Annotated in this window: 14 protein-coding genes and 1 pseudogene; 6 read left to right on the forward strand and 9 right to left on the reverse strand. The window is 67.6% G+C overall.

The genetic code is table 11. From position 1 onward, the window contains the following. Nucleotides 1-31: 31 nt before the first annotated feature. The 5 genes from rpsI to F618_RS0103570 all read right to left on the reverse strand — a co-directional run bounded on the left by rpsI (nucleotide 32) and on the right by F618_RS0103570 (nucleotide 4,842). Nucleotides 32-424 carry a 30S ribosomal protein S9 gene (rpsI, locus tag F618_RS0103550; RefSeq protein ID WP_018144105.1) on the reverse strand — a complete coding sequence of 131 codons (393 nt, stop codon included), beginning with the start codon at nucleotides 422-424 and terminating at the stop codon, nucleotides 32-34. Between the two features lie 31 nt (nucleotides 425-455). Beyond that, nucleotides 456-884 carry a 50S ribosomal protein L13 gene (rplM, locus tag F618_RS0103555; RefSeq protein WP_018144106.1) on the reverse strand — a complete coding sequence of 143 codons (429 nt, stop codon included), beginning with the start codon at nucleotides 882-884 and terminating at the stop codon, nucleotides 456-458. Nucleotides 885-1,123: 239 nt separating this feature from the next. Beyond that, nucleotides 1,124-1,639 (reverse strand): DUF4168 domain-containing protein, encoded by a 516-nt coding sequence (locus tag F618_RS0103560; protein ID WP_018168109.1) that lies wholly within the window; start codon nucleotides 1,637-1,639, stop codon nucleotides 1,124-1,126. A gap of 303 nt (nucleotides 1,640-1,942) precedes the next feature. Next, nucleotides 1,943-3,370 (reverse strand): sigma-54 dependent transcriptional regulator, encoded by a 1,428-nt coding sequence (locus tag F618_RS0103565; RefSeq protein ID WP_019563805.1) that lies wholly within the window; start codon nucleotides 3,368-3,370, stop codon nucleotides 1,943-1,945. Next, nucleotides 3,367-4,842 carry an ATP-binding protein gene (locus F618_RS0103570; protein ID WP_019567766.1) on the reverse strand — a complete coding sequence of 492 codons (1,476 nt, stop codon included), beginning with the start codon at nucleotides 4,840-4,842 and terminating at the stop codon, nucleotides 3,367-3,369. The genes F618_RS0103565 and F618_RS0103570 overlap by 4 nt, the downstream gene beginning before the upstream one ends. 367 nt (nucleotides 4,843-5,209) lie before the next feature. Here F618_RS0103570 and F618_RS0103575 point away from each other — a divergent pair, with 367 nt between their 5' ends. Next, entirely contained in the window at nucleotides 5,210-5,893 is a 684-nt protein-coding gene (locus F618_RS0103575; RefSeq protein WP_019567767.1) for an MBL fold metallo-hydrolase, read from the forward strand. An 85-nt stretch (nucleotides 5,894-5,978) separates the two neighbouring features. On the opposite strand, the gene htpX is transcribed toward F618_RS0103575, so the two are convergent. Next, on the reverse strand, nucleotides 5,979-6,866 hold the full coding sequence (htpX, locus tag F618_RS0103580; protein ID WP_018168105.1) for a protease HtpX: 888 nt from the start codon (nucleotides 6,864-6,866) through the stop codon (nucleotides 5,979-5,981). A 112-nt stretch (nucleotides 6,867-6,978) separates the two neighbouring features. Next, on the reverse strand, nucleotides 6,979-9,240 hold the full coding sequence (parC, locus tag F618_RS0103585) for a DNA topoisomerase IV subunit A (RefSeq protein ID WP_018952095.1): 2,262 nt from the start codon (nucleotides 9,238-9,240) through the stop codon (nucleotides 6,979-6,981). A gap of 126 nt (nucleotides 9,241-9,366) precedes the next feature. Here parC and cls point away from each other — a divergent pair, with 126 nt between their 5' ends. Both cls and F618_RS0103595 read left to right on the forward strand, forming a co-directional pair. Next, the gene (cls, locus tag F618_RS0103590) at nucleotides 9,367-10,788 is read left to right on the forward strand and encodes a cardiolipin synthase (protein ID WP_019567768.1); all 1,422 of its coding nucleotides are present in this window, start codon (nucleotides 9,367-9,369) and stop codon (nucleotides 10,786-10,788) included. A 164-nt stretch (nucleotides 10,789-10,952) separates the two neighbouring features. After that, complete coding sequence (locus F618_RS0103595; RefSeq protein ID WP_019567769.1) at nucleotides 10,953-13,856, forward strand: EAL domain-containing protein; 2,904 nt, start codon at nucleotides 10,953-10,955, stop codon at nucleotides 13,854-13,856. A gap of 15 nt (nucleotides 13,857-13,871) precedes the next feature. On the opposite strand, the gene F618_RS0103600 is transcribed toward F618_RS0103595, so the two are convergent. Further along, on the reverse strand, nucleotides 13,872-15,602 hold the full coding sequence (locus F618_RS0103600) for a diguanylate cyclase domain-containing protein (RefSeq protein WP_019567770.1): 1,731 nt from the start codon (nucleotides 15,600-15,602) through the stop codon (nucleotides 13,872-13,874). A gap of 153 nt (nucleotides 15,603-15,755) precedes the next feature. Here F618_RS0103600 and F618_RS0103605 point away from each other — a divergent pair, with 153 nt between their 5' ends. Then, entirely contained in the window at nucleotides 15,756-16,253 is a 498-nt protein-coding gene (locus F618_RS0103605; protein WP_026331131.1) for a DUF3293 domain-containing protein, read from the forward strand. 8 nt (nucleotides 16,254-16,261) lie between these two features. Here the strand turns inward: F618_RS0103605 and F618_RS0103610 are convergent, their stop codons facing one another. Then, on the reverse strand, nucleotides 16,262-16,729 hold the full coding sequence (locus F618_RS0103610; protein WP_018144117.1) for a CopD family protein: 468 nt from the start codon (nucleotides 16,727-16,729) through the stop codon (nucleotides 16,262-16,264). Between the two features lie 170 nt (nucleotides 16,730-16,899). On the opposite strand from F618_RS0103610, the gene F618_RS0103615 reads away from it, so the two are divergent. Next, on the forward strand, nucleotides 16,900-17,289 hold the full coding sequence (locus F618_RS0103615) for a RidA family protein (protein ID WP_018168099.1): 390 nt from the start codon (nucleotides 16,900-16,902) through the stop codon (nucleotides 17,287-17,289). Then, nucleotides 17,282-19,375, forward strand: a pseudogene (gene recG, locus F618_RS0103620) (ATP-dependent DNA helicase RecG); the annotation flags it as partial. The gene F618_RS0103615 and the pseudogene recG, both read left to right, overlap by 8 nt. Nucleotides 19,376-19,412 lie beyond the last annotated feature (37 nt).

Below are 19,412 nucleotides of genomic sequence, written 5' to 3' on the forward strand. Positions count from 1 at the left end.
GTCGGGTGCAGCCCGAAACTCGACGCGAATTTTAGCGCTTCGAGTACTGGGTTGCACGACGGGCCTTGCGCAGGCCGATCTTCTTGCGCTCCACCTCGCGGGCATCGCGGGTCAGGTGACCACCACGACGCAGCGACGGGCGCATGTCTTCGTTGTACTGCACCAGGGCGCGGGCAATGCCCAGACGGATCGCGCCGGCCTGGCCGTTGCCGCCACCGCCTTCAACGGTCGCGATCACGTCGAAGTTGCCGGTCGACTCGGTCGCCTCCAGCGGCTGGCGTACCACCATGCGCGAGGTCTTGCGGCCGAAGAAGTCGTCCAGCGGCTTCTCGTTAACCGTGATGTTGCCCGTGCCGGGACGCAGGAAGACGCGCGCCGAGGCGGTCTTGCGGCGGCCGGTGCCGTAATACTGATTGATAGCCATTCGGATCGATTCCCTTGCTGATTCTGGCGGCTCAGACTTCGAGCGGCTGCGGCTGCTGGGCCGTGTGCCGGTGTTCGGTACCGGCGTAGACCTTGAGCTTCTTGAACATGGCCCGGCCAAGCGGGTTGCGCGGCAGCATGCCTTTGACGGCAAGCTCCAGCACCTTCTCCGGATGACGCTCGATCATCTGGGTGAAGTTGGCTTCCTTGATGCCACCCGGGTAACCGGAATGGTGGAAGTACTTCTTGTCCATGGCCTTGTTGCCGGAGACGCGGATCTTCTCCGCGTTGATCACGACGATGTAGTCGCCGGTATCGACATGCGGCGTGTACACGGGCTTGTGCTTCCCGCGCAGGCGATGTGCGATTTCCGTGGCGAGTCGACCGAGGGTCTTGCCGTCGGCGTCGACGAGAAACCAGTCGCGTTCGACTTCGGCCGGCTTGGCGCTAATGGTACTCATGATGTTCGATGCTCCGAGGTCGGGGCGATTCAGAAAGCGCGCAAGAATAACGCTTCCCTCTGCCCAATTCAAGCTACAGGGACAATTCCCGAGACGCGAAGGCGTCCGCCCTCGGGGGAATCACGGATCAATGTGCAGAACATTCGCGTGCATGCCCCGGACACAAACAAGGGGCCGACCCGAAGGCCGGCCCCTGCAACCCCCCGGGCGCAATGCCCGGGGCGGTTTTGCGCTGCCCGTTACAGCTGGGCTTCAGCGCGCTCCTGGACTTCCTGCATCAACTCGGGGTCGTTCTGCAGGGCCATGGCCACTTCGTTGTATTCCTCGACGCTCATGCCCGAGTCTTCAACCGCGTTGACCATTTCGTCCTGTGCTTCCTGCTGCATGGACTGGGCCTCGGTTTCGTCCTCGGCACTCTGCAGGCGGTCGGCGAAGTCTTCGCGCACTTCCTGCACCGCAACGAAGGCGGTTACGAAAGTGTCGATGTCTTCTTCGCTCAGATCCACCTCGGGGGCTTCCTGCATCGGGGCACCGCCCTGGGCCGCGCCACCCTGGGCACCACCCTGAGGCGGCTGGCCGCCCTGAGCACCGCCACCGGCACCGCCTTCCTGGGCCGGCGGCTGGCCGCCCTGGGCACCGCCCATGTCGCCCCCACCGGCACCACCTTCGGCACCGCCGTACTGGGCAGAGGCGGCTCCACCCACGGCAAACAGGGAGGTCAGGGCCATCGCGAGCATCGTCTTGCGCATATTCATCATGTTGCTCCTTTTCCTTTGGATCGTTCGGATCTCGGGGCGAAGCCGGCGACGACTCAAGGTCGATCGTCCGCCCGCCCGATTTCGTTGCAACCGTGTGAGGAGGAATGGTCCATCACTGCGGTTCCGATTCCTCGATTGCTGTCCCAGGAGGAGCAGGCATCGTGCCAAGATTGGAAAAAGACAAACAAAACACTTTGAAACAGCGACTTATGCTCTCATCATCCCGAAAGGGCCGGGGAACGCCCCAACGGTAAACCGGGTCAGAATGACACATGGGTCAGGTCGACCCGGGTCAGGATGTCACGATGGGTCGGATTCCCCGAGTTTGCGGTACAGCGTCTTGCGGCCGATGCCGAGGATCCGCGCAGCGCGTTGCTTGTTGCCGTCCACATGCTCCAGCACCCGACGAATGTAGTCGCGCTCGCGCTCCTCCAGGGTCGGCCACTGGCCGTCGTCGCCCATCCCCGGTACCGGCGTCGCCCCCTCCGCCCGGTCGCCCGTCGTTCCGCCGGGATCCTCGGCGGGCGCCTCGAATACGCGCTCCGGCAGATCACGGGTCTCGATGACCTCGCCGGCCGCCAGGGTGGCGGCACGCTCCATCAGACTCGCGAGTTCGCGGACGTTCCCCGGGAACGGATACCGCACCAGCGCGCGCAGGGCCTCCGGGCTCAGGCGACGCTCGGGCAGGTCGCGGGCCAGGGCCTGCTGACGCAGGAACTGCAGGGCCAGGCGTTCGATGTCATCGCCACGCTCGCGCAGCGGCGGGATCTCGATACGAAAGGTCTCCAGGCGATAGTAGAGATCCTCACGGAAACGACCGTCGGCAATATGTGCCTGCAGATCCTGATGCGTGGCCGCCACGATACGCACATCGGTCGCGATCTCCTCGTTGGCGCCCACCGGACGCACGCGACCATCCTGCAGAAGACGCAACAGCTTGCTCTGCATGGCCACCGGCATCTCGGCAATCTCGTCCAGGAACAGGGTGCCGCCGTCGGCCTCGGTAAACAGGCCGCGCCGAGCCCCCTTGGCCCCGCTGAACGCACCGGCCACGTGCCCCAGCAACTCCGACTCCAGCAGGGCCTCGGGGATGCCCGCGCAGTTAATCGCCACGAACGGACCACCGGCCCGCTCGCTTTCCGCATGGAGCGCGCGCGCCACCAGTTCCTTGCCGGTCCCGGACTCGCCGGTGATCAGGACACTGCCGTCGGCGGCCGCGATCCGCCGAATCAGGTCGAACAACTGCAGCATGGCCGGACTGCGGCCCTGCATGCCGTGAAAGCCATCGGCCTGCGCAAGGACCTCACGATAGCGACGCACCTCGTCCTTCAAACGCCGCGCCTCGGTCACCCGGTCGGCGGCCAGGCGCAGGTGATCCAGATCCACCGGCTTGGTCAGGAAGTCATCCGCCCCCGCCTTCAGCGCGGCCACTGCCTGGTCGATGGTCCCGAAGCCCGTGAGCATGATGAACCCGGGTGCCGGCACCCGGGCGCGGGCCTCCTGGAGCACCTGGAAGCCATCCGCGCCGGGCAGGCGCAGGTCGCTCACCACCAGACTGAAGGCCTGCTGCGCAAGCACCCGCGCGGCATCCTCGGCACTGGCAACCGCCGTAACCGCGTAGCCGGCCTCGGTCAGCTCCTCGGTCAGCAGCTCGCGATGCCCGCGATCGTCCTCCACGACCAGGACCGACTCCGGGGGCGTTGCGGGGACTTGTGCCTTGCTGCTCATCGAAGCGAATCCTCCTGGGCGCCAGCGGCCACCGGCAGATGCACGACAAAACGGGTCTCCCCCGCGACACTGCGATCCAGCATCACCGTACCCCCGTGGTCCTCCAGCGCCACCTGCGCCACCGCCAGCCCGAGCCCGGTCCCCTCGCCGGTGGGCTTGGTGGTAAAGAAGGGCTCGAACAGGCGTTCGGCCTGCTCATCGTCTATCCCTCGCCCGGCCGTGGGGCCGTCGTCCGCCACCACCAGCTCGACCCGGTCGGACGAGGCATGCCAGCGGACCCGGACCTCGCGGGCGGCGACCTGCGCGGCATTCTCCAGCAGATTCTCCAGGGCCTGGCCCAAACGCAGGCGGTCCGCGGCGATGGTCAACTCGGGGCCTTCGAGCCGGAATTCCACCCCGCCGGAGGCATGCCGCTCGCGCACACGCTCGACCAGATCTCCAACCAGCTGCGCGAGATCCAGCGAGCGTTCCTGCAACGGATTGCGCCGGGCAAAGTCCAGCAGCTGGCGCACGATGGTCTCCACCCGCTCCAGCTCGGCCTTCAGCGCCTCCATCTCGGTGCGCGCCGGATCCGCCTCCGGCAGGTGCCGGATGGCGCGCTGCACGCGACCGGCGATAATCCCGAGCGGCGTCCCCAGTTCGTGTGCCACGCCGGCCGCCAGCTGGCCGATCGCCGCCAGCTTCTCCGAGTGCCGCAGCTTCTCCTCCAGCCGTCCCTGCTCAAGGCGTTGCGCCTCCAGTTCGGCCTCCGAGGCCTCGCGACGCTCCATCATGCGGTTCATCGAGACTGCCAGGCCGCGCAGCTCCGCCGGCCCCTGTTCCGGCGCCCGCAATCCACGCTGACCTTCGCCAATCGCGCGCATCGCGGCCATCAACCGAGACACATGCCGCCCCACCGCCCGGTGGTACCCGAACAGCACCACCAGCAGAAACAGCCCGCTAATCCCCAGCATCAGCAACCCACCCTGCCACTGGAGCTGCGCGACGAAGGCCCGGAACGGTGTGACGTCGCGCGTCACCTGCAACAGCCCCACGATGCGACCGGCCGGATCGGACAACGGAAGAAAGAACGAAAAGGTCTCGCGCCCCTGATGTTCGCCGAAAGCCCCGAGGCTCCCGGTTTCGCTGATGACCTGCGCCTCGCCACGACGCTGCAGGGTCGGACTGGGCGGGCCACTGGCTGCCACCATCCGGCCGTCGGCATCGTAGACATAGACCCCGAACACCTCCTCGATCTGGAACAGGGAGTCCAGCGACTGCTGCACACCGGCCGCGTCGTCCTGCAGCATCGCACCGGCCACAGGCAGGCGGATCGAGCGCGCCACCAGCTCGATATCCTCCTGCATCCGGTTTTCCATCTGGGTCTGAAATTCATGCAGGCCCAGCGCCACCACCGCGGCCATCAACAGCAACAGGGGCAGCAGCACGAACGACAACACCGCGGTGCGCAGACTGTTCAGGCGTCGAGTCATGAAGGGCGATTCACAGCGTCTTCGGGGGCCATCATGGTAGACACGACGGCCGGCATGACGCGAATCGCAGGCAAAAAAAAGCGCGGGTCGAAGCCCGCGCCAAGAAAACCACCAAAGGAGGATGGAGGAGTCCACTAACCACTGACAGGGGGGACAGTGATTAGCGTATGCGAATCTTCTAATATGACGATATTCTTGTCAACCGGTGGATGCGCAGGGGGTCGCAAATTCACCGCATCGCCATATCACGTACCCTTGAAGACCTGCATACCCCGTAAGACGCACGCTCGCGGGATCTATTCCCGGGGGCGCGCAATCCAGCCCCAGCCAGCCTTCAAAATTCGAATTCGTTCACGGATCCAGCGCCATGCTTCGCCATCTGAGCCACCCCGTCACCCCGCTTGCCCAGAACGCCACCCTGATCTGGTGCGACGTCACCGGGGCCGCGGCCTGGGTCGATCCCGGCGCGGATGCCGCGGCCCTGGAACGGATCGCGCGGGATCAGGGCGTCCACCTGGAAAAAATCCTGCTGACTCATGGCCACCTGGACCACGCGGGCGCAGCCTCCGAACTGGCCAAACGTACCGGCGCGCCGATCATCGGCCCGCACCGCGACGATGCCTTCTGGCTGGATCAGCTCCCGGCGCAGGCGCAAATCTTCGGCTTCTCCGAGGTCCAGCCACTGGTGCCCGATCAGTGGCTGGACGATGGCGACACCATCGAGCTCGGGCAAGCCACGCTCCACGTCCTGCACTGTCCCGGCCACACCCCGGGCCACGTGGTCTTCCACGATCCGGAGGGCCGGCTCGCCCTGGTCGGTGACGTCCTTTTCCATGGCGCGATCGGCCGCAGTGATTTTCCGCGCGGCAACGGGCGTGAGCTGCTGGACTCCATCACCGGCAAGCTCTGGCCACTGGGCGACGACACCCGCTTTGTCCCCGGCCATGGCCCCGAGTCCACCTTCGGCGAAGAGCGCCGTAGCAACCCCTTCGTCGGCGACGACGTCATCGCCGCCCCCGGCAGCGAACCCGGACGCGGTCGCTACTACTGATCCGACCGGCCGCCGCCCCGGCACTGCAAACGGAAAAGGCCGCCCCGAAGGGCGGCCCTCTCCTGGTACACATAAAGGGTTGCGGTCAGCCGTTGGCACGCAGCGCCGCGATGCGCTGCTCGATCGGCGGGTGGCTCATGAACAGCTTCTTCAGCCCCTGGGCCATGCCGCCGCGAATACCAAAGGCGGCCATCTGGTCCGGCATGTCCACCGGGCGACCGGAGGCGCGCGCCAGCGACTCCAGCGCCCCGATCATCTTCTCGCGGCTGGCAAAGCGAGCCCCCGCCTCGTCGGCGCGGAACTCGCGCTGACGCGAGAACCAGAACACGATGATGGAGGCCAGGATCGCGAGGACGATCTCGGCCACGATGGCGGTGATCCAGAATGCCGGCCCGTGACCGGACTCGTTCTTGAAGATCACGCGATCGACAAAGTGACCGATCACGCGCGACAGGAAGATCACGAAGGTATTGACCACCCCCTGGATCAGCGCCAGGGTCACCATGTCGCCATTGGCCACGTGGCCCACCTCGTGCCCCAGCACGGCCTCGACCTCGCCCTGCCCCATGTTCTGCATCAACCCGGTGCTGACCGCGACCAGGGCATTGTTCTTGCTCATGCCGGTGGCGAAGGCGTTCGGGTCCGGCGAGTCGTAGATACCGACCTCCGGCATCCCGATTCCGGCCTCGCGGGCCTGGCGGGTGACCGTCTCCAGCAGCCACTGCTCGGTGGCGTTGCGTGGCTTGTCGATCACGTGGACCTTCATCGTCTTCTTCGCCATCCACTTGGAGATGGCCAGCGAGATGAACGAACCACCAAAGCCAAACACGGCGGCGAAGATCAGCAACGCGGTCAGGTCGAGATTGACCCCCTGGTCGTCCAGGATGCTCTCCACCCCGAGGATGCGCAGAGTGATACTAAGGACGATCAGGATGGCGAAGTTGGTCGCCAGAAACAGCACGATACGTTTCATGAAGCTTTCCTGTACTCCAATTAATAAACTCGACGGGATGAACCGATAGTCGGGGCGCAGCGGCCAAATTCAAGCACCGCCGCGTTCACAGACCACACAGGTACGCGCGGGTTCAGGCCGGGCGCACCTCCAGGCTGTCCGCGTTCTGATAGCCGCGCGGGAGCTGACGCCCGCGACGCGCGCGCTCGCCAACGTACTCGGCCCATTCCGCCGGGGCCAGCGCCTTGAAGCGCTTGCCCGCATGCACGACCAGGGTGTCCTGCGGCGCCAGCACAGCCACCCCGAGCACCCGCTCGGAGCCATCCTTGAGCGCCGCGGACGGGATGCCGATCAGCTTGTTGCCTTTGCCGCGCGCCAGTTCCGGCAGCCCCGCGGCCGGAAACACCAGCAGATAGCCGCGGGTCGTAACCACCGCGATGTGATCCTCGTGCGGGTTGCGCACCGGCGCCGGCTGCAGCACGGCCGCGCCAGCCGGTACGCTCAGCACGTTCTTGCCTGCCTTCTGCCGGCCGAGCAGGTCACCCAGCTTGGCAATGAAGCCGTAGCCGTGATCCGAGCCCAGCAGCCAGCGGTCCTCCTCCGCCCCGGTGGCCAGGCCCACAAAACGCGCCCCCTCCGGCGGGTTCACCCGGCCGGAAAGCGGCTCGCCCTGGCCACGCGCCGACGGCAGCGTGTGGGCCGCAATGGTGTAAGTGCGACCGGTAGAGTCGATGAACGCCACCGGCTGGTTGCTGCGCCCGATGACTGCCGCCTGGAAGGCATCCCCGGCCTTGTAGTTGAGCCCGCGGGGATCGACATCGTGGCCCTTGGCCGCGCGCGCCCAGCCCTTCTCCGAGAGCACGATGGTCAGCGGCTCGGTCGGCACCAGCGCCGATTCGTCGAGCGCCTGCGCGGCCGCGCGTTCGACCAGCGGCGAGCGCCGCTCGTCGCCATACTCCTTCGCGTCCTGCTCGATCTCGCGGCGGACCAGGGTGCGCAGGCGGCGCTCGGAGCCCAGCGTCTTCTCCAGCTGGTCGCGCTCCTGGCTGAGCTCGTCCTGCTCGCCGCGGATCTTCATCTCCTCGAGCTTCGCCAGATGGCGCAGTTTCAGCTCCAGGATCGCCTCGGCCTGGATATCGCTCAGGCCAAACCGGCTCATCAATTCCGGCTTTGGCCGGTCGTGTTCGCGGATGATCGCGATCACCTCGTCGATATTGAGATAGGCGATCAGCAGGCCTTCCAGCACGTGCAGCCGCGCCTGCACCTTCTCCAGCCGCCATTGCAGGCGCCGGCGCACCGTCTCGATCCGGAACTGCAGCCACTCGCCGAGCAGCCCTGCCAGGTCGCGCACCCGCGGCCGGCCATCGAGGCCGATCACGTTCATGTTCACGCGGTAGGTCTTCTCGAGATCCGTGGTCGCGAACAGATGCGCCATCAGGCCCTCGACGTCCACCCGGTTCGAGCGCGGGGTAATCACCAGGCGCGTCGGATGCTCGTGGTCGGACTCGTCGCGCAGGTCCTCGACCATCGGCAGCTTCTTCGCGCGGATCTGGGCGGCGATCTGCTCCAGCAGCTTGGCACCGGAGACCTGATGCGGCAGCGCGGTCACCACGATGTCGTCGCCCTCGCGCTCGTAGCGCGCCCGGGCCCGGATCGAGCCCTGGCCGGTCTCGTAGACCTTTCGCAGCTCGGCCGGCGGGGAGATGATCTCGGCCTCGGTGGGGAAATCCGGCGCCGGGAGGATCGCGCACAACTCCTCGACCGTTGCCTTCGGGTGCTCCAGCAGGTGCACGCAGGCGGCGGCCACCTCGCGCAGGTTGTGCGGCGGGATGTCCGTCGCCATACCCACCGCGATCCCGGAACCGCCATTGAGCAGCACATTCGGCAGCCGCGCCGGGAGCATCTTCGGCTCGTCCAGCGCACCGTCGAAGTTGGGCACCCAGTCCACCGTGCCCTGACCCAGTTCGGAAAGCAGCAGCTGCGCATAACGCGACAGGCGCGACTCGGTGTAGCGCATCGCCGCAAAGGACTTGGGATCATCCGGCGACCCCCAGTTGCCCTGCCCGTCGACGAACGGATAGCGATAGGAAAACGGCTGCGCCATCAACACCATCGCCTCGTAGCACGCCGAGTCCCCGTGCGGGTGGAACTTGCCGAGCACGTCGCCCACGGTGCGCGCGGACTTCTTGTACTTGGCGGTGGCGGAGAGCCCCAGCTCACTCATCGCGTAGATGATCCGCCGCTGTACGGGCTTCAGGCCGTCGCCGATATGCGGCAGCGCACGGTCCAGGATCACGTACATGGAGTAGTCCAGGTACGCCTTCTCGGTGAAGTCCTTCAGCGGCAGCTGCTCGCCGCTGTTGGCGAACAGGCTGGGGGTCTCGATATCGGTCATCGACGGTCTCGCGGACGTGGATGGGCCGGGGTTTTACGCCGGGTCGGGCCCGCGTACTGTAGCGGGCACGCGCCCGGCGTTCCACGGGTGCAGTCGGAAAACGCATCATCGACAAGGAGTCCGTCCGTGCCGGATACAGGCTGGACCGCCAGTATCGTCGCCATCGCCGTCTTCGCCCTGGCGGTGATGAGCGTCGTGCACGCGCTGCTGCAACGCCGCGATACCGGGACCGTCATCGCCTGGGTCGGGCTGATCGTGCTGCTGCCCCTGGCCGGCTCGCTGCTCTACTGGCTGTTCGGCGTCAATCGTATTCGCCGGCGGGCCCACGCCCTGCGCGACGGCTATCTGATCGCCGACCCCAGCACCGACGGGACCAGCCTGGCCGAGCCACCGGAACGCTGGCAGCGCCTGCTGCATTCCGGGGACCGCCTGAGCCCGTTCCGCCTGGTCGGTGGCAACGCGATCGAACCGCTGTTCGACGGCGATCGCGCCTACGCGCAGATGCTGGCCGCGATCGACGCGTCCCGTCACAGCATCAGCCTGGCCACGTACATCTTCGACTATGACCAGGTAGGCGAGCGCTTCGTCGCCCACCTGCAGCAGGCACAGGACCGGGGCGTGCAGGTGCGCATCCTGATCGATGCCATCGGCGCCCGCTACAGCCGTCGCAACACCCTGCGCCAGCTGCGCCGGGTGGGCCTGCCTGCCGCCGCCTTCATGCCGGTACACCTGCCGAGCAGCCTGGCCGCCTTCAACCTGCGCAATCACCGCAAGATGCTGGTGATCGACGGCGCCCGCGCCTTCACCGGCGGCATGAACATCCGCCGCGGCCACAGCCACACCAACCCCGGTCCGCACCCCATACACGACCTCCACTTCGAGCTGCGGGGTCCGGCCTGCACCCAGTTGCAGCGGGTCTTCGCGGAAGACTGGCAATTCGCCACCGGCGAACGCCTGGAGGGTCCGCTCTGGCTTCCGCTGTCCGTAGACCCCGCCGGCGCGCGCGCCTGCCGCGGCCTGCCGGACGGCCCGGACGAGGACTTCGAGGTCCTGAACTTCACCCTGCAATCAGCGCTGGCCGAAGCACGCGAACAGGTCACCATCGTGACCCCGTACTTCCTGCCCGACGTGGCGCTCACCGGGGCGCTGAAGGCCGCGGCCCTGCGCGGGGTGCAAGTCGACATCCTGATCCCCGCCCGGAGCAACCTGCGCCTGGTGGAATGGGCCAGCCGTCCGCAGCAGGCCGAACTGCTGGAGCGCGGCTGCCGGCTGTGGCTCACACCACCACCGTTCAACCACGCCAAGCTGATGCTGGTAGACCGCGAGTGGGCCCTGGTTGGCTCCGCCAACTGGGACCCGCGCAGCCTGCGCCTGAACTTCGAGTTCAACCTGGAATGCCTGGACGCCGGACTGGGCCAGGAACTGGCCAGCTGGACCGACGCGCTGCGCGCGCAATCGCACCCCCTGACGCTCGAGGAGGTCCGTGCCCGGCCGCTCGCGACCCAACTGCGTGACGGGGCCGCGCGCCTGCTCACGCCGTATCTGTGACCGACCGTTAGCCACCCCCGCGGTGACCCTCACGCGAACCGGGACGCGCGCGCGTGGTCTTTTGTACTGTAGCGGCAGGGACCGAGCGCGGGAACCGACCCGCATCGCTTTACCGCAGGGGGGCAAGGGATGGCACGGCACTGGGATGCAAGCGCAGGGAACCGATGAACGGGATTCTTGCGCCATCGCTCTACCTTGCAGCGGGGCTGGCGATCTACGCCACGCTCAGCCACCTGCTGCACAGCCGGCAAAGCGCCCGGAGCACCGAGCACCGGTTGTTCGCCGCGATGTGCGCCCTGATGGCGGTGCTTGCCGTCGGATCAGCCCAGACCTACCAGGCCGGCACCGTCGAGGCCTATACCCGCGCACTCACCCTGAACGTCTATCTGCTGGGACCGTTCTACGTGCTGTTCGCCGCCTTCGTCGCGGCCCATACGCGCACCCCCGCCCGCTGGCTGATCTCCGGTCTTCTGGTACTGCTGGTCATCACCTGGGTGGTCAACACCCTGCAGCCCTACAGCATGCAGTACCAGGTGATCGACGAACTCCGCCCCCTGGAACTCCCCTGGGGCGAAACCGTGGCTCTCGCAGTGGGCACCATCAGCCCCTGGTTCGGCTTTGGCGTGCTCGCGGTCTTTCTGGTCCTGGGCTTCGCCCTCACCACACTAATCCGGCACTACCGGCGCTATCGCCAGACCACCACCCTGCTCCTGCTGGGCGGGATCGGGGTCTTCGTCCTGTTCACCTTGCAGGGCGTCCTGGCCCGGGGCGGCGCACTGGAGATGCCCCAGCTCGCGCCGTTCGGCTACGTGGTGATGGTCGTCATGATGAGCCTGGTACTGAACCGCGAGACCAGCGAACGCCTGCGTGACTCGGAAAGCCGTTTTCGGGCGCTGGTGGAGCAATCCCCGGTCGGCATCCAGGTACTCACACCGCAGGGCGAGATCCGCCAGTGCAACGCCGCCTGGGAAACCATGCACGGCGCACAAGCCTCCCTGCCGGGCGGCAACGTTCTGGACCGCCCGGATGCCATCGACCGGCACATCCACGAACCGCTCAAGGATGCCCTGCGCGGACACTACCGCGAGATCGGCCCGCTGCCCTACACCCCACCAGCCCGCCCCGACCAGTCGGCCGAACCCGCCGACCCCGGCCCGGCAACCCAGACCACCCCGCTCATCACCCCCGAGCGCTGGCTGCGGGGCTGCATCTACCCACTGCAGGATGCCCGCGGCGAGGTACAGGATGTGATCGTGATGCAGGAGGACATCACCGCCGCGCACCGCAGCGAGGACGCCCTGCGCCTGATCGCCGAGGGGCTGCAGGCGCGCTCGCGCGAGGAGTTCTTCCAGCAGCTGGTTCTCAAGCTGAACAACCTGTTCGCTGCCGACCATGCCCTGATCGGCATCGAGGATCCGGAAAAACCCGGCGTGGTAGAGACCGTCGCCCTGTGCACCGCGGGGCAGATCGTGGAGAACTTGCGCTACGACCTCGCCGAGACCCCCTGCGAACGTGTGCTGGAGATCGGTACCTGTATCTACCCCTGCGACGTACAACAGCGCTTTCCGGCCGACGAGATGCTGGTGGAGATGGACGCCGAGAGTTATCTGGGGGCCCCGTTGCTGGACAGCCAGGGCACGCTGCTGGGGCACATCGCCATGGTCAACCGATATCCGGTGGAGGATGTCGACAAGGCGATGGAGATCCTCGGGATCATGGCCGACCGCGCAGGGGCCGAACTGGAACGCCTGCACACCGAGGAACACATCCATGCCCTGGCCTACCACGACTCCCTGACCGGGCTGGCCAACCGCACCCGCCTGCACGACGACCTGACCCGCCATATCGAGGAGGCCACCGCCGGCCACCTGCATGGCGGGCTGATCCTGATCGACCTGGACCACTTCAAGACCATCAACGACGCCCTGGGGCATGCGGTAGGCGACACCGTGCTGGGCGCGGTGGCGGACCGCCTGCGCAGCCATGCCCCCGAGGATGCGCTGATCGTGCGCCTGGGTGGCGACGAGTTCGCCGTTGTCCTGCCCCCGTGCGCCCGGGTACGCGAGACCCTGGAGCCGGAACTGCAGGCAATCGCCGAGCGCATCCTGGAGGCCCTGCAGCGCCCGATTATCATCGGCGAACGCACCTTCGGGGTCGGCGCCAGTCTCGGCTGCGTATGCTATCCCGACGCCGGCGAGAGCTCGGCAGAAGCCCTGCGCCACGCCGATATCGCCCTGTACCAGGCCAAGCGTGCCGGCCGCGGCGGCGTGCAGTTCTACCGCCATGCACTGCAGGACGAGGCGCATGCCCGCCTGCAGATCGAGGACGGGCTACGACAAGCGGCCGAACGTGACGAGCTGGACCTGCACTACCAACCGCAGTTCGATGCCGCCGAGCGCCTGATCGGAGCCGAGGCCCTGCTGCGCTGGCAGCACCCGGAGATGGGCCAGGTCCCGCCAGATCTCTTCATCCCGGTCGCCGAGGAGACCGGCCTGATCCACGGGGTCGGCAACTGGGTCCTGGAACACGCCCTGATGCAGCTGTCGCAGTGGCAGGCCGGGAACCTGCAGCCACCTCGCCTGGCCTTGAATCTCTCGCCCTGGCAACTGGCGCGCCCGGACTTCGTCGACCAGTTCCAGGCGCGGCTGCGCCGACACGGGGTGGACGGCCACGCCCTGACCCTGGAGGTCACCGAGTCCGGCCTGCTGCGCGACCTGCCGGACGCCATCACCAAGCTGGGCGCGCTGCGCCGGCTCGGTATGCGCATCGCCCTGGACGACTTCGGGACCGGCTATTCCTCGCTCGCCTACCTGCGCGACCTGCCGGTGGACGAGCTGAAGATCGACAAATCCTTCGTCAAGGAACTGCTGGCCGGCGGTGACCGGACCCTGATCGAAAACATCGTGGACATTGCCCGCAACATGGAGCTCGACGTCATCGCCGAGGGCGTGGAGCACCCGGAGCAGCGGGAGCAGCTCCTGGCCCTGGGCTGCACCCGGTTCCAGGGCTTCCTGTTCAGCGCGCCGCTGACCCACGAACAATTCGTCGCGCGACTGCATCGGCCGTAGCCGAGGCCGGCCGATTCAGTCGCGAGCGGCCGGGTCTTCCAGCCCGCAACCCAGCGCGCCGCGCCGGCGCAGGGACAGATCCGTTGGCCGGCGCTCCTCTCCGGAGCATTCCCGGAACAGCACGATCCGGCTGCCGCCTTCCTCCTTCGCCACGTACATCGCGCGGTCGGCGCGCTGCAGCAACGCCTCCACATCGTCCCCGTCCTCGGGGTAGAGCACCGCCCCCATGCTGAGCCCGACGCGAACCGACTCGCGATTCACCTCCACCGGCTCCTCGAAGCGTTCGATCAGCTTGAGTCCGACCCCCGTCACCGCATCCGGATCACGCACATTCTCCAGCAGCAGCACGAATTCGTCGCCGCCCACGCGGGCCACCACGTCGCTCTCGCGCACGCCCTCGCGCAGACGCCGCGCCACGGTCACGAGCATCACGTCGCCGGCATCGTGTCCCAGGCGATCATTGATGGGTTTGAAGCCGTCGAGATCGCAGACCACCAGGGCCAGGCCGGTGCCGGCGCGCTGGGCCCGGCGCCGGGCCTGCTGAATATGCTCCTGCAGCAGACTGCGATTGGGCAGGCCGGTCAGGGAGTCATGATGGGCCTGGTGCCACAGGCGCTCCTCGGAGGCCTTGTCGCGGGTGATGTCACGGACCATCCCGAGGACCTGCACGGCGCGGCCTTGGGCGTCCCGATCGATTTCGCCCTCGACCCGCACATGGCGCAGCCCGCCGTCCGCGCGCACCACCCGGTGATCCACCCGGTAATAGGCCTCGTGATCCAGCGCCTCGTTGGTGGCGCGGCGCACCCGCGTACGGTCGTCCGGATGGATGGCTCGCATGTAGGCCTCGAATCCCGCGGTATCGGTTTGCGGGTCGAGCCCGAACAGATCGAATACATGCGTGGACCAGTTCATCCGCAGACCACGAATATCCCAGTCCCAGTAACCGGCCCCGGCAATCCGCTGGGCCTCTTCCAGGCGCTCGGTGGTCTCCTGCAGGGCCGCGGTTCGCCGGGCCACCGCCGCCTCCAGCCCGGCCTGCGTCTCACGCAGGCGCGCCTCGATCTGCTGGCGTCCCTCCAGTTCCTTGTGCAAGGCGGCGTGATCACGCCAGATCCTCCGGCGCACCCGCACCCACATCAGCGCAATCATCAGCATGGTCAGGACGGTGGCTACCAGCATCACCTGCTGCGCCTGTTCATGGCGCTGCGCCATGGCCGCCACCGCCTCCTCGTTATCACGTTCGAAGGCCGCGAGGATGGCCTCCATCTGCTCCAGCACATCCTCCTGCACCGGCATCGCGTCCGCATACAGGATCGCTAGCGCCTCGTTGTGCCCACCCGCCAGGGCAACGTCGAGGAGCTCGGACAGGATCGGGGCACCGGTCGCGGTCAGCGCACGCAGTTCGGCCAGCAGCGCGGCGTCGCGTGGGGTCCGAGCCAGTAATTCCGCACCCTCGCGGGCGTCCAGGAAGCGCTCGGCCAGCTCGCGAAACTCCCGCTGGTAGCGATCCTGCAGTGCCGGGTCCTCGGCACTGATCACCAGCGAGGCGCGCAGCATGCGCTCGCGCACGAGGCTGCGCATGCGATGCACGCGGTCCACCTTCTGCACGTACTCCTCGGTAAGGGCCTGGACGTCGTACTGCAGCTGCTGCACCCGAAGCCAGCTGGCGACGGCGACCACCGCGACCAGCAGCAGCACCACAACAAAGGCGCCGGTCAGCCCGGGAACGAAGGGACGCGGGGCCATCGCGTCTCAATCCCAGCCGGGGACGGGCCGGTCCATGGACGCACCCGCACCCGACGAGGCACCACAAACCGCTGTCGCATCCTTGACGCGCATCCCGCTCCCCCTGTTTGATCGACCACATCCGCACGATCCAGGCGGGGAGGGTGCCGCGAGATGTCCACCAATACAAGCAAATACCGCGACCGAATGTCCGCCGCGCACGCGGAGTCGCCCGCTCCCGTAGCGCAGCTGGCGACACTGGAGAAGGCCTACCTAAGCGCCGCCTACTGCCTGGAGATCGAGGGCAGCAGCCGAGTTCTGTACATCGACCAGCCCGCGGAGGATGTCACGACCTGGATGGCCGAGCGGGACATGCAGCGCCTGGTCCTGTTCACCGCCTGCAATCCGGGCAGCCGCCCGAGCACCGAGGGTGAAAACATCCAACGCCAGCGCCGGCTGGAGCAGACCGTGGCCGAGCACGGCCTGCGCGCATGGCCTGCCCGCAATCGCGACCCGCGCGGCCAGTGGCCGGACGAACCGGGCCTGGCCATCGCGGACCTGCCCGACGACCTGCTGGCGCGCTGGCTGGAGGCCTTCGGCCAGAACGCAGCCGTGCTGCTGGAACCGCCGGCTCGGCCCCGGCTGGTATGGCACCCGGGGCTAGGCAAGTAGCGTGCCGCCTACAGCGGCAGGCGACCGCCGGAAGCGACCACGATCGTCACCAGACCGATGACGGTGTTGATCCCGACCAGGATGCGGATCTGCCCCAGCCGGCGGAGGCCTTCCTCGGTATCGTTTGCCGCAATCGCCTTGCGCATGCGCCGATAAGGGGCGAAGAACACATGGGCGAAGATCGCCATCATGATCAGACCCAGCAGCAGCATGGTGTGCACGCTGGGATGCACATCACCCATGCCGCCGAACACCCCGAAGATCAGGTAGAAGCCGGTCACCAGGATCACCAGGACCGAGGCCCAGACCCAGGGGAAGAAGCGCGCGAACACACCCTCCCAGAGCTTCAGCCGCGCCGGCCCCTCGAGCTGCTGCCCGGCCACCGGGCGCAGGAACATGTAAGCGAAGAACATACCGCCCACCCAGATCACCACGGCCAGTACATGCAGCACGTTTGCCAGTGCGTATCCCGTCATTGCCTGCTTCCTTTTGTCGTTACGGATGTGGCCCGCAGTGTAGCCGCCCGCGTGCACGGCTGCCGAGCCCCCCGACCGCACACGCGTGCGGATTGATCAGTAGAATGGCGGGTCCGCATGCAGCAATCGCGGCCCTATCAAGATTCAACCCGGCAGTACAAGGAGTCCACATGTCGCGCGAGATCATCCAGACCGAAAACGCCCCGGCCGCCATCGGCCCCTACTCGCAGGCCGTGCGTACCGGCGACACCCTGTACCTGTCCGGCCAGATCCCGCTGGACCCGGCCACCATGGAACTGGTCGACGGCGGCATCGAGGACCAGATCCGCCAGGTGTTCGCCAACCTCCAGGCTGTCCTGGAGGCGGCGGGAGCCAGCACCGCCGATATCGCCAAACTGAACATCTTCCTGATCGACCTGGCTCACTTCCCGCTTGTGAACAAGATCATGAGCGAAGTCTTCAACGAGCCCTACCCGGCACGTGCCGCGATCGGCGTGGCCGCCCTGCCCAAGGGCGCCCAGGTGGAAATGGACGCCATCGCCTGGTGCCCGCGCGACTGATCGCGCTGCGCGAACCCAACCGGTGGAGCTGCAGGTCCCGCTGACCGCGCTGAAGGGTGTCGGCCCGGCGGTGGCGGAACGACTGGAGCGTCTGGGTCTGGAGCAGGCCGGGGACCTGCTGTTCCATCTGCCCCTGCGCTTCGAGGATCGCACGCGCCTGACGCCGATTGCCGCGCTGCGTCCGGGGCTGGCTGCACTGTTCGAGGGGCGCGTCACCCACTCCGAGGTGGTCCACCGCCGCCGGCGCATGCTGGTGGTCACCCTGGCCGACGGCCAGGCCCAGGTCCTGCTGCGGTTCTTTCACTTCGGGGCCAACCAGCAGCGCCGCCTGAGCCCCGGCACGTGCATCCGCGCCTTCGGCGAGCCCCGCGGCATGCCCGGCGCACTGGAGTGCGTGCACCCGGAGATCCAGACCGTGGGCGATAGCCCGCCGGCGATGGAGTCGCACCTGACCCCGATCTACCCGACCACCGAGGGCGTGTCGCAAAAGCTGCTGCGCCAGCTGGTCGCGCACGCCCTGCCGGGGATGCAGGCCCTGCCCGACCTGCTTCCGGAACTGCCCCGGCAGGGCCTGCCTGGCCTGCATAGCGCCCTCGAGCAGCTCCATCACCCACCGGCGCAGGCCGACGCACTGGCCGCCCTGGACACCCCGGAGAACCGCAGCCCGGCGCGCACACGGCTGGCCCTGGAAGAGCTCTGCGCCCACCAACTCGCGCGCATGCAGCAGAGCCGGATGCCCGCGGACACACGCAGCGCCCCGGTCATCCAGCCCCCGGGGGCGCTGTGGCAACAACTGCGCGGGCAGCTCCCCTTCGAACCCACCGGCGCACAGGAGCGTGTTACCGAAGAGATCCTAGCCGACCTCGCGCGCCCGCAGCCGATGAACCGTCTGGTCCAGGGCGATGTCGGCTCCGGCAAGACCCTGGTCGCGGTCGCAGCCGCGCTGGCGGCGGTAGAGGCCGGCTATCAGGTGGCGTTCATGGCCCCGACCGAACTACTCGCCCGCCAGCACGGGCGCAATCTTGCCCGGTGGATGGAACCACTGGGCGTCGCGATCGCCTGGCTGGGCGGGCGCCAGACGGCCAGCGAGCGCGGCCAACTGCTCGCGGAACTGGCCAGCGGGCAGCGCCAGGTCGCGATCGGGACCCACGCCCTGTTCCAGGAGGAGGTGCGGTTTCATCAGCTGGGGCTCGCAATCATCGACGAACAGCACCGCTTCGGCGTGCACCAGCGCATGGCCCTGCGCGACAAGGGCAACGGCCGGATGCCGCATCAGCTGATCATGACCGCCACCCCGATCCCGCGCACCCTGGCCATGGCCCTGTACGCGGAACTGGCCAGTTCGGTCATCGACGAACGCCCGCCCGGGCGCACCCCGGTACGCACCGCGCTGATCAGCCACGAGCGCCGTGACGAGGTCATCGAACGCATCCGCGCCGCCTGCGGCTCCGGCACCCAGGCCTACTGGGTCTGCCCGCTGGTGGAGGAATCGGAACAACTGGAGGCGGAATCGGCCGAGGCCACCGCCGAACGCCTGCGCGAGGCGTTGCCGGAGCTGACCATCGGACTGGCCCACGGACGCATGAAGGGACCCGAGCGCGATGCGGTGATGGAGCGCTTCCGCGCGGGCGCGATCGACCTGCTGGTGGCGACCACCGTGATCGAGGTCGGCGTCGACGTCCCCAACGCCAGCCTGATGATCATCGAGAATGCCGAACGCATGGGGCTGTCGCAGCTGCACCAGCTGCGCGGCCGGGTCGGGCGCGGCAGTGCGGCCTCGGCCTGCGTGCTGCTTTACCGTCCGCCACTGGGCGATACCGCACGCGAGCGCCTCGAGGCGATGCGCCGCACCGACGACGGCTTCGAGATTGCGGAGGTGGATCTCAAGCTGCGCGGTCCGGGCGAACTGCTGGGCACGCGCCAGACTGGCGATCGCAGCTTCCGCGTCGCCGACTGGTCACGCGACCAGGACCTGCTCGACGAGGCCACCACCCTTGCCGCACGCATCGAGAAGGACCCGGCGCGCGCCGCCGCCCTGATCGAACGCTGGCTGGGCACCGCCACCCGCTACGCGACCGTGGGATAGCTCAAGAACGAAGGGCGAATCCACCACGAAGCGCACG

The organism is Thioalkalivibrio sp. ALMg13-2 (genome assembly GCF_000381185.1).
Lineage (GTDB): Bacteria > Pseudomonadota > Gammaproteobacteria > Ectothiorhodospirales > Ectothiorhodospiraceae > Thioalkalivibrio > Thioalkalivibrio versutus.

What these genes read in the sequence shown, in the direction of transcription:
- rpsI (WP_018144105.1), bottom strand. Translation starts at nt 424, where the DNA reads ATGGCTATCAATCAGTATTACGGCACCGGCCGCCGCAAGACCGCCTCG.
- rplM (WP_018144106.1), bottom strand. Translation starts at nt 884, where the DNA reads ATGAGTACCATTAGCGCCAAGCCGGCCGAAGTCGAACGCGACTGGTTT.
- F618_RS0103560 (WP_018168109.1), bottom strand. Translation starts at nt 1,639, where the DNA reads ATGAATATGCGCAAGACGATGCTCGCGATGGCCCTGACCTCCCTGTTT.
- F618_RS0103565 (WP_019563805.1), bottom strand. Translation starts at nt 3,370, where the DNA reads ATGAGCAGCAAGGCACAAGTCCCCGCAACGCCCCCGGAGTCGGTCCTG.
- F618_RS0103570 (WP_019567766.1), bottom strand. Translation starts at nt 4,842, where the DNA reads ATGACTCGACGCCTGAACAGTCTGCGCACCGCGGTGTTGTCGTTCGTG.
- F618_RS0103575 (WP_019567767.1), top strand. Translation starts at nt 5,210, where the DNA reads ATGCTTCGCCATCTGAGCCACCCCGTCACCCCGCTTGCCCAGAACGCC.
- htpX (WP_018168105.1), bottom strand. Translation starts at nt 6,866, where the DNA reads ATGAAACGTATCGTGCTGTTTCTGGCGACCAACTTCGCCATCCTGATC.
- parC (WP_018952095.1), bottom strand. Translation starts at nt 9,240, where the DNA reads ATGACCGATATCGAGACCCCCAGCCTGTTCGCCAACAGCGGCGAGCAG.
- F618_RS0103595 (WP_019567769.1), top strand. Translation starts at nt 10,953, where the DNA reads ATGAACGGGATTCTTGCGCCATCGCTCTACCTTGCAGCGGGGCTGGCG.
- F618_RS0103600 (WP_019567770.1), bottom strand. Translation starts at nt 15,602, where the DNA reads ATGGCCCCGCGTCCCTTCGTTCCCGGGCTGACCGGCGCCTTTGTTGTG.
- F618_RS0103605 (WP_026331131.1), top strand. Translation starts at nt 15,756, where the DNA reads ATGTCCACCAATACAAGCAAATACCGCGACCGAATGTCCGCCGCGCAC.
- F618_RS0103610 (WP_018144117.1), bottom strand. Translation starts at nt 16,729, where the DNA reads ATGACGGGATACGCACTGGCAAACGTGCTGCATGTACTGGCCGTGGTG.
- F618_RS0103615 (WP_018168099.1), top strand. Translation starts at nt 16,900, where the DNA reads ATGTCGCGCGAGATCATCCAGACCGAAAACGCCCCGGCCGCCATCGGC.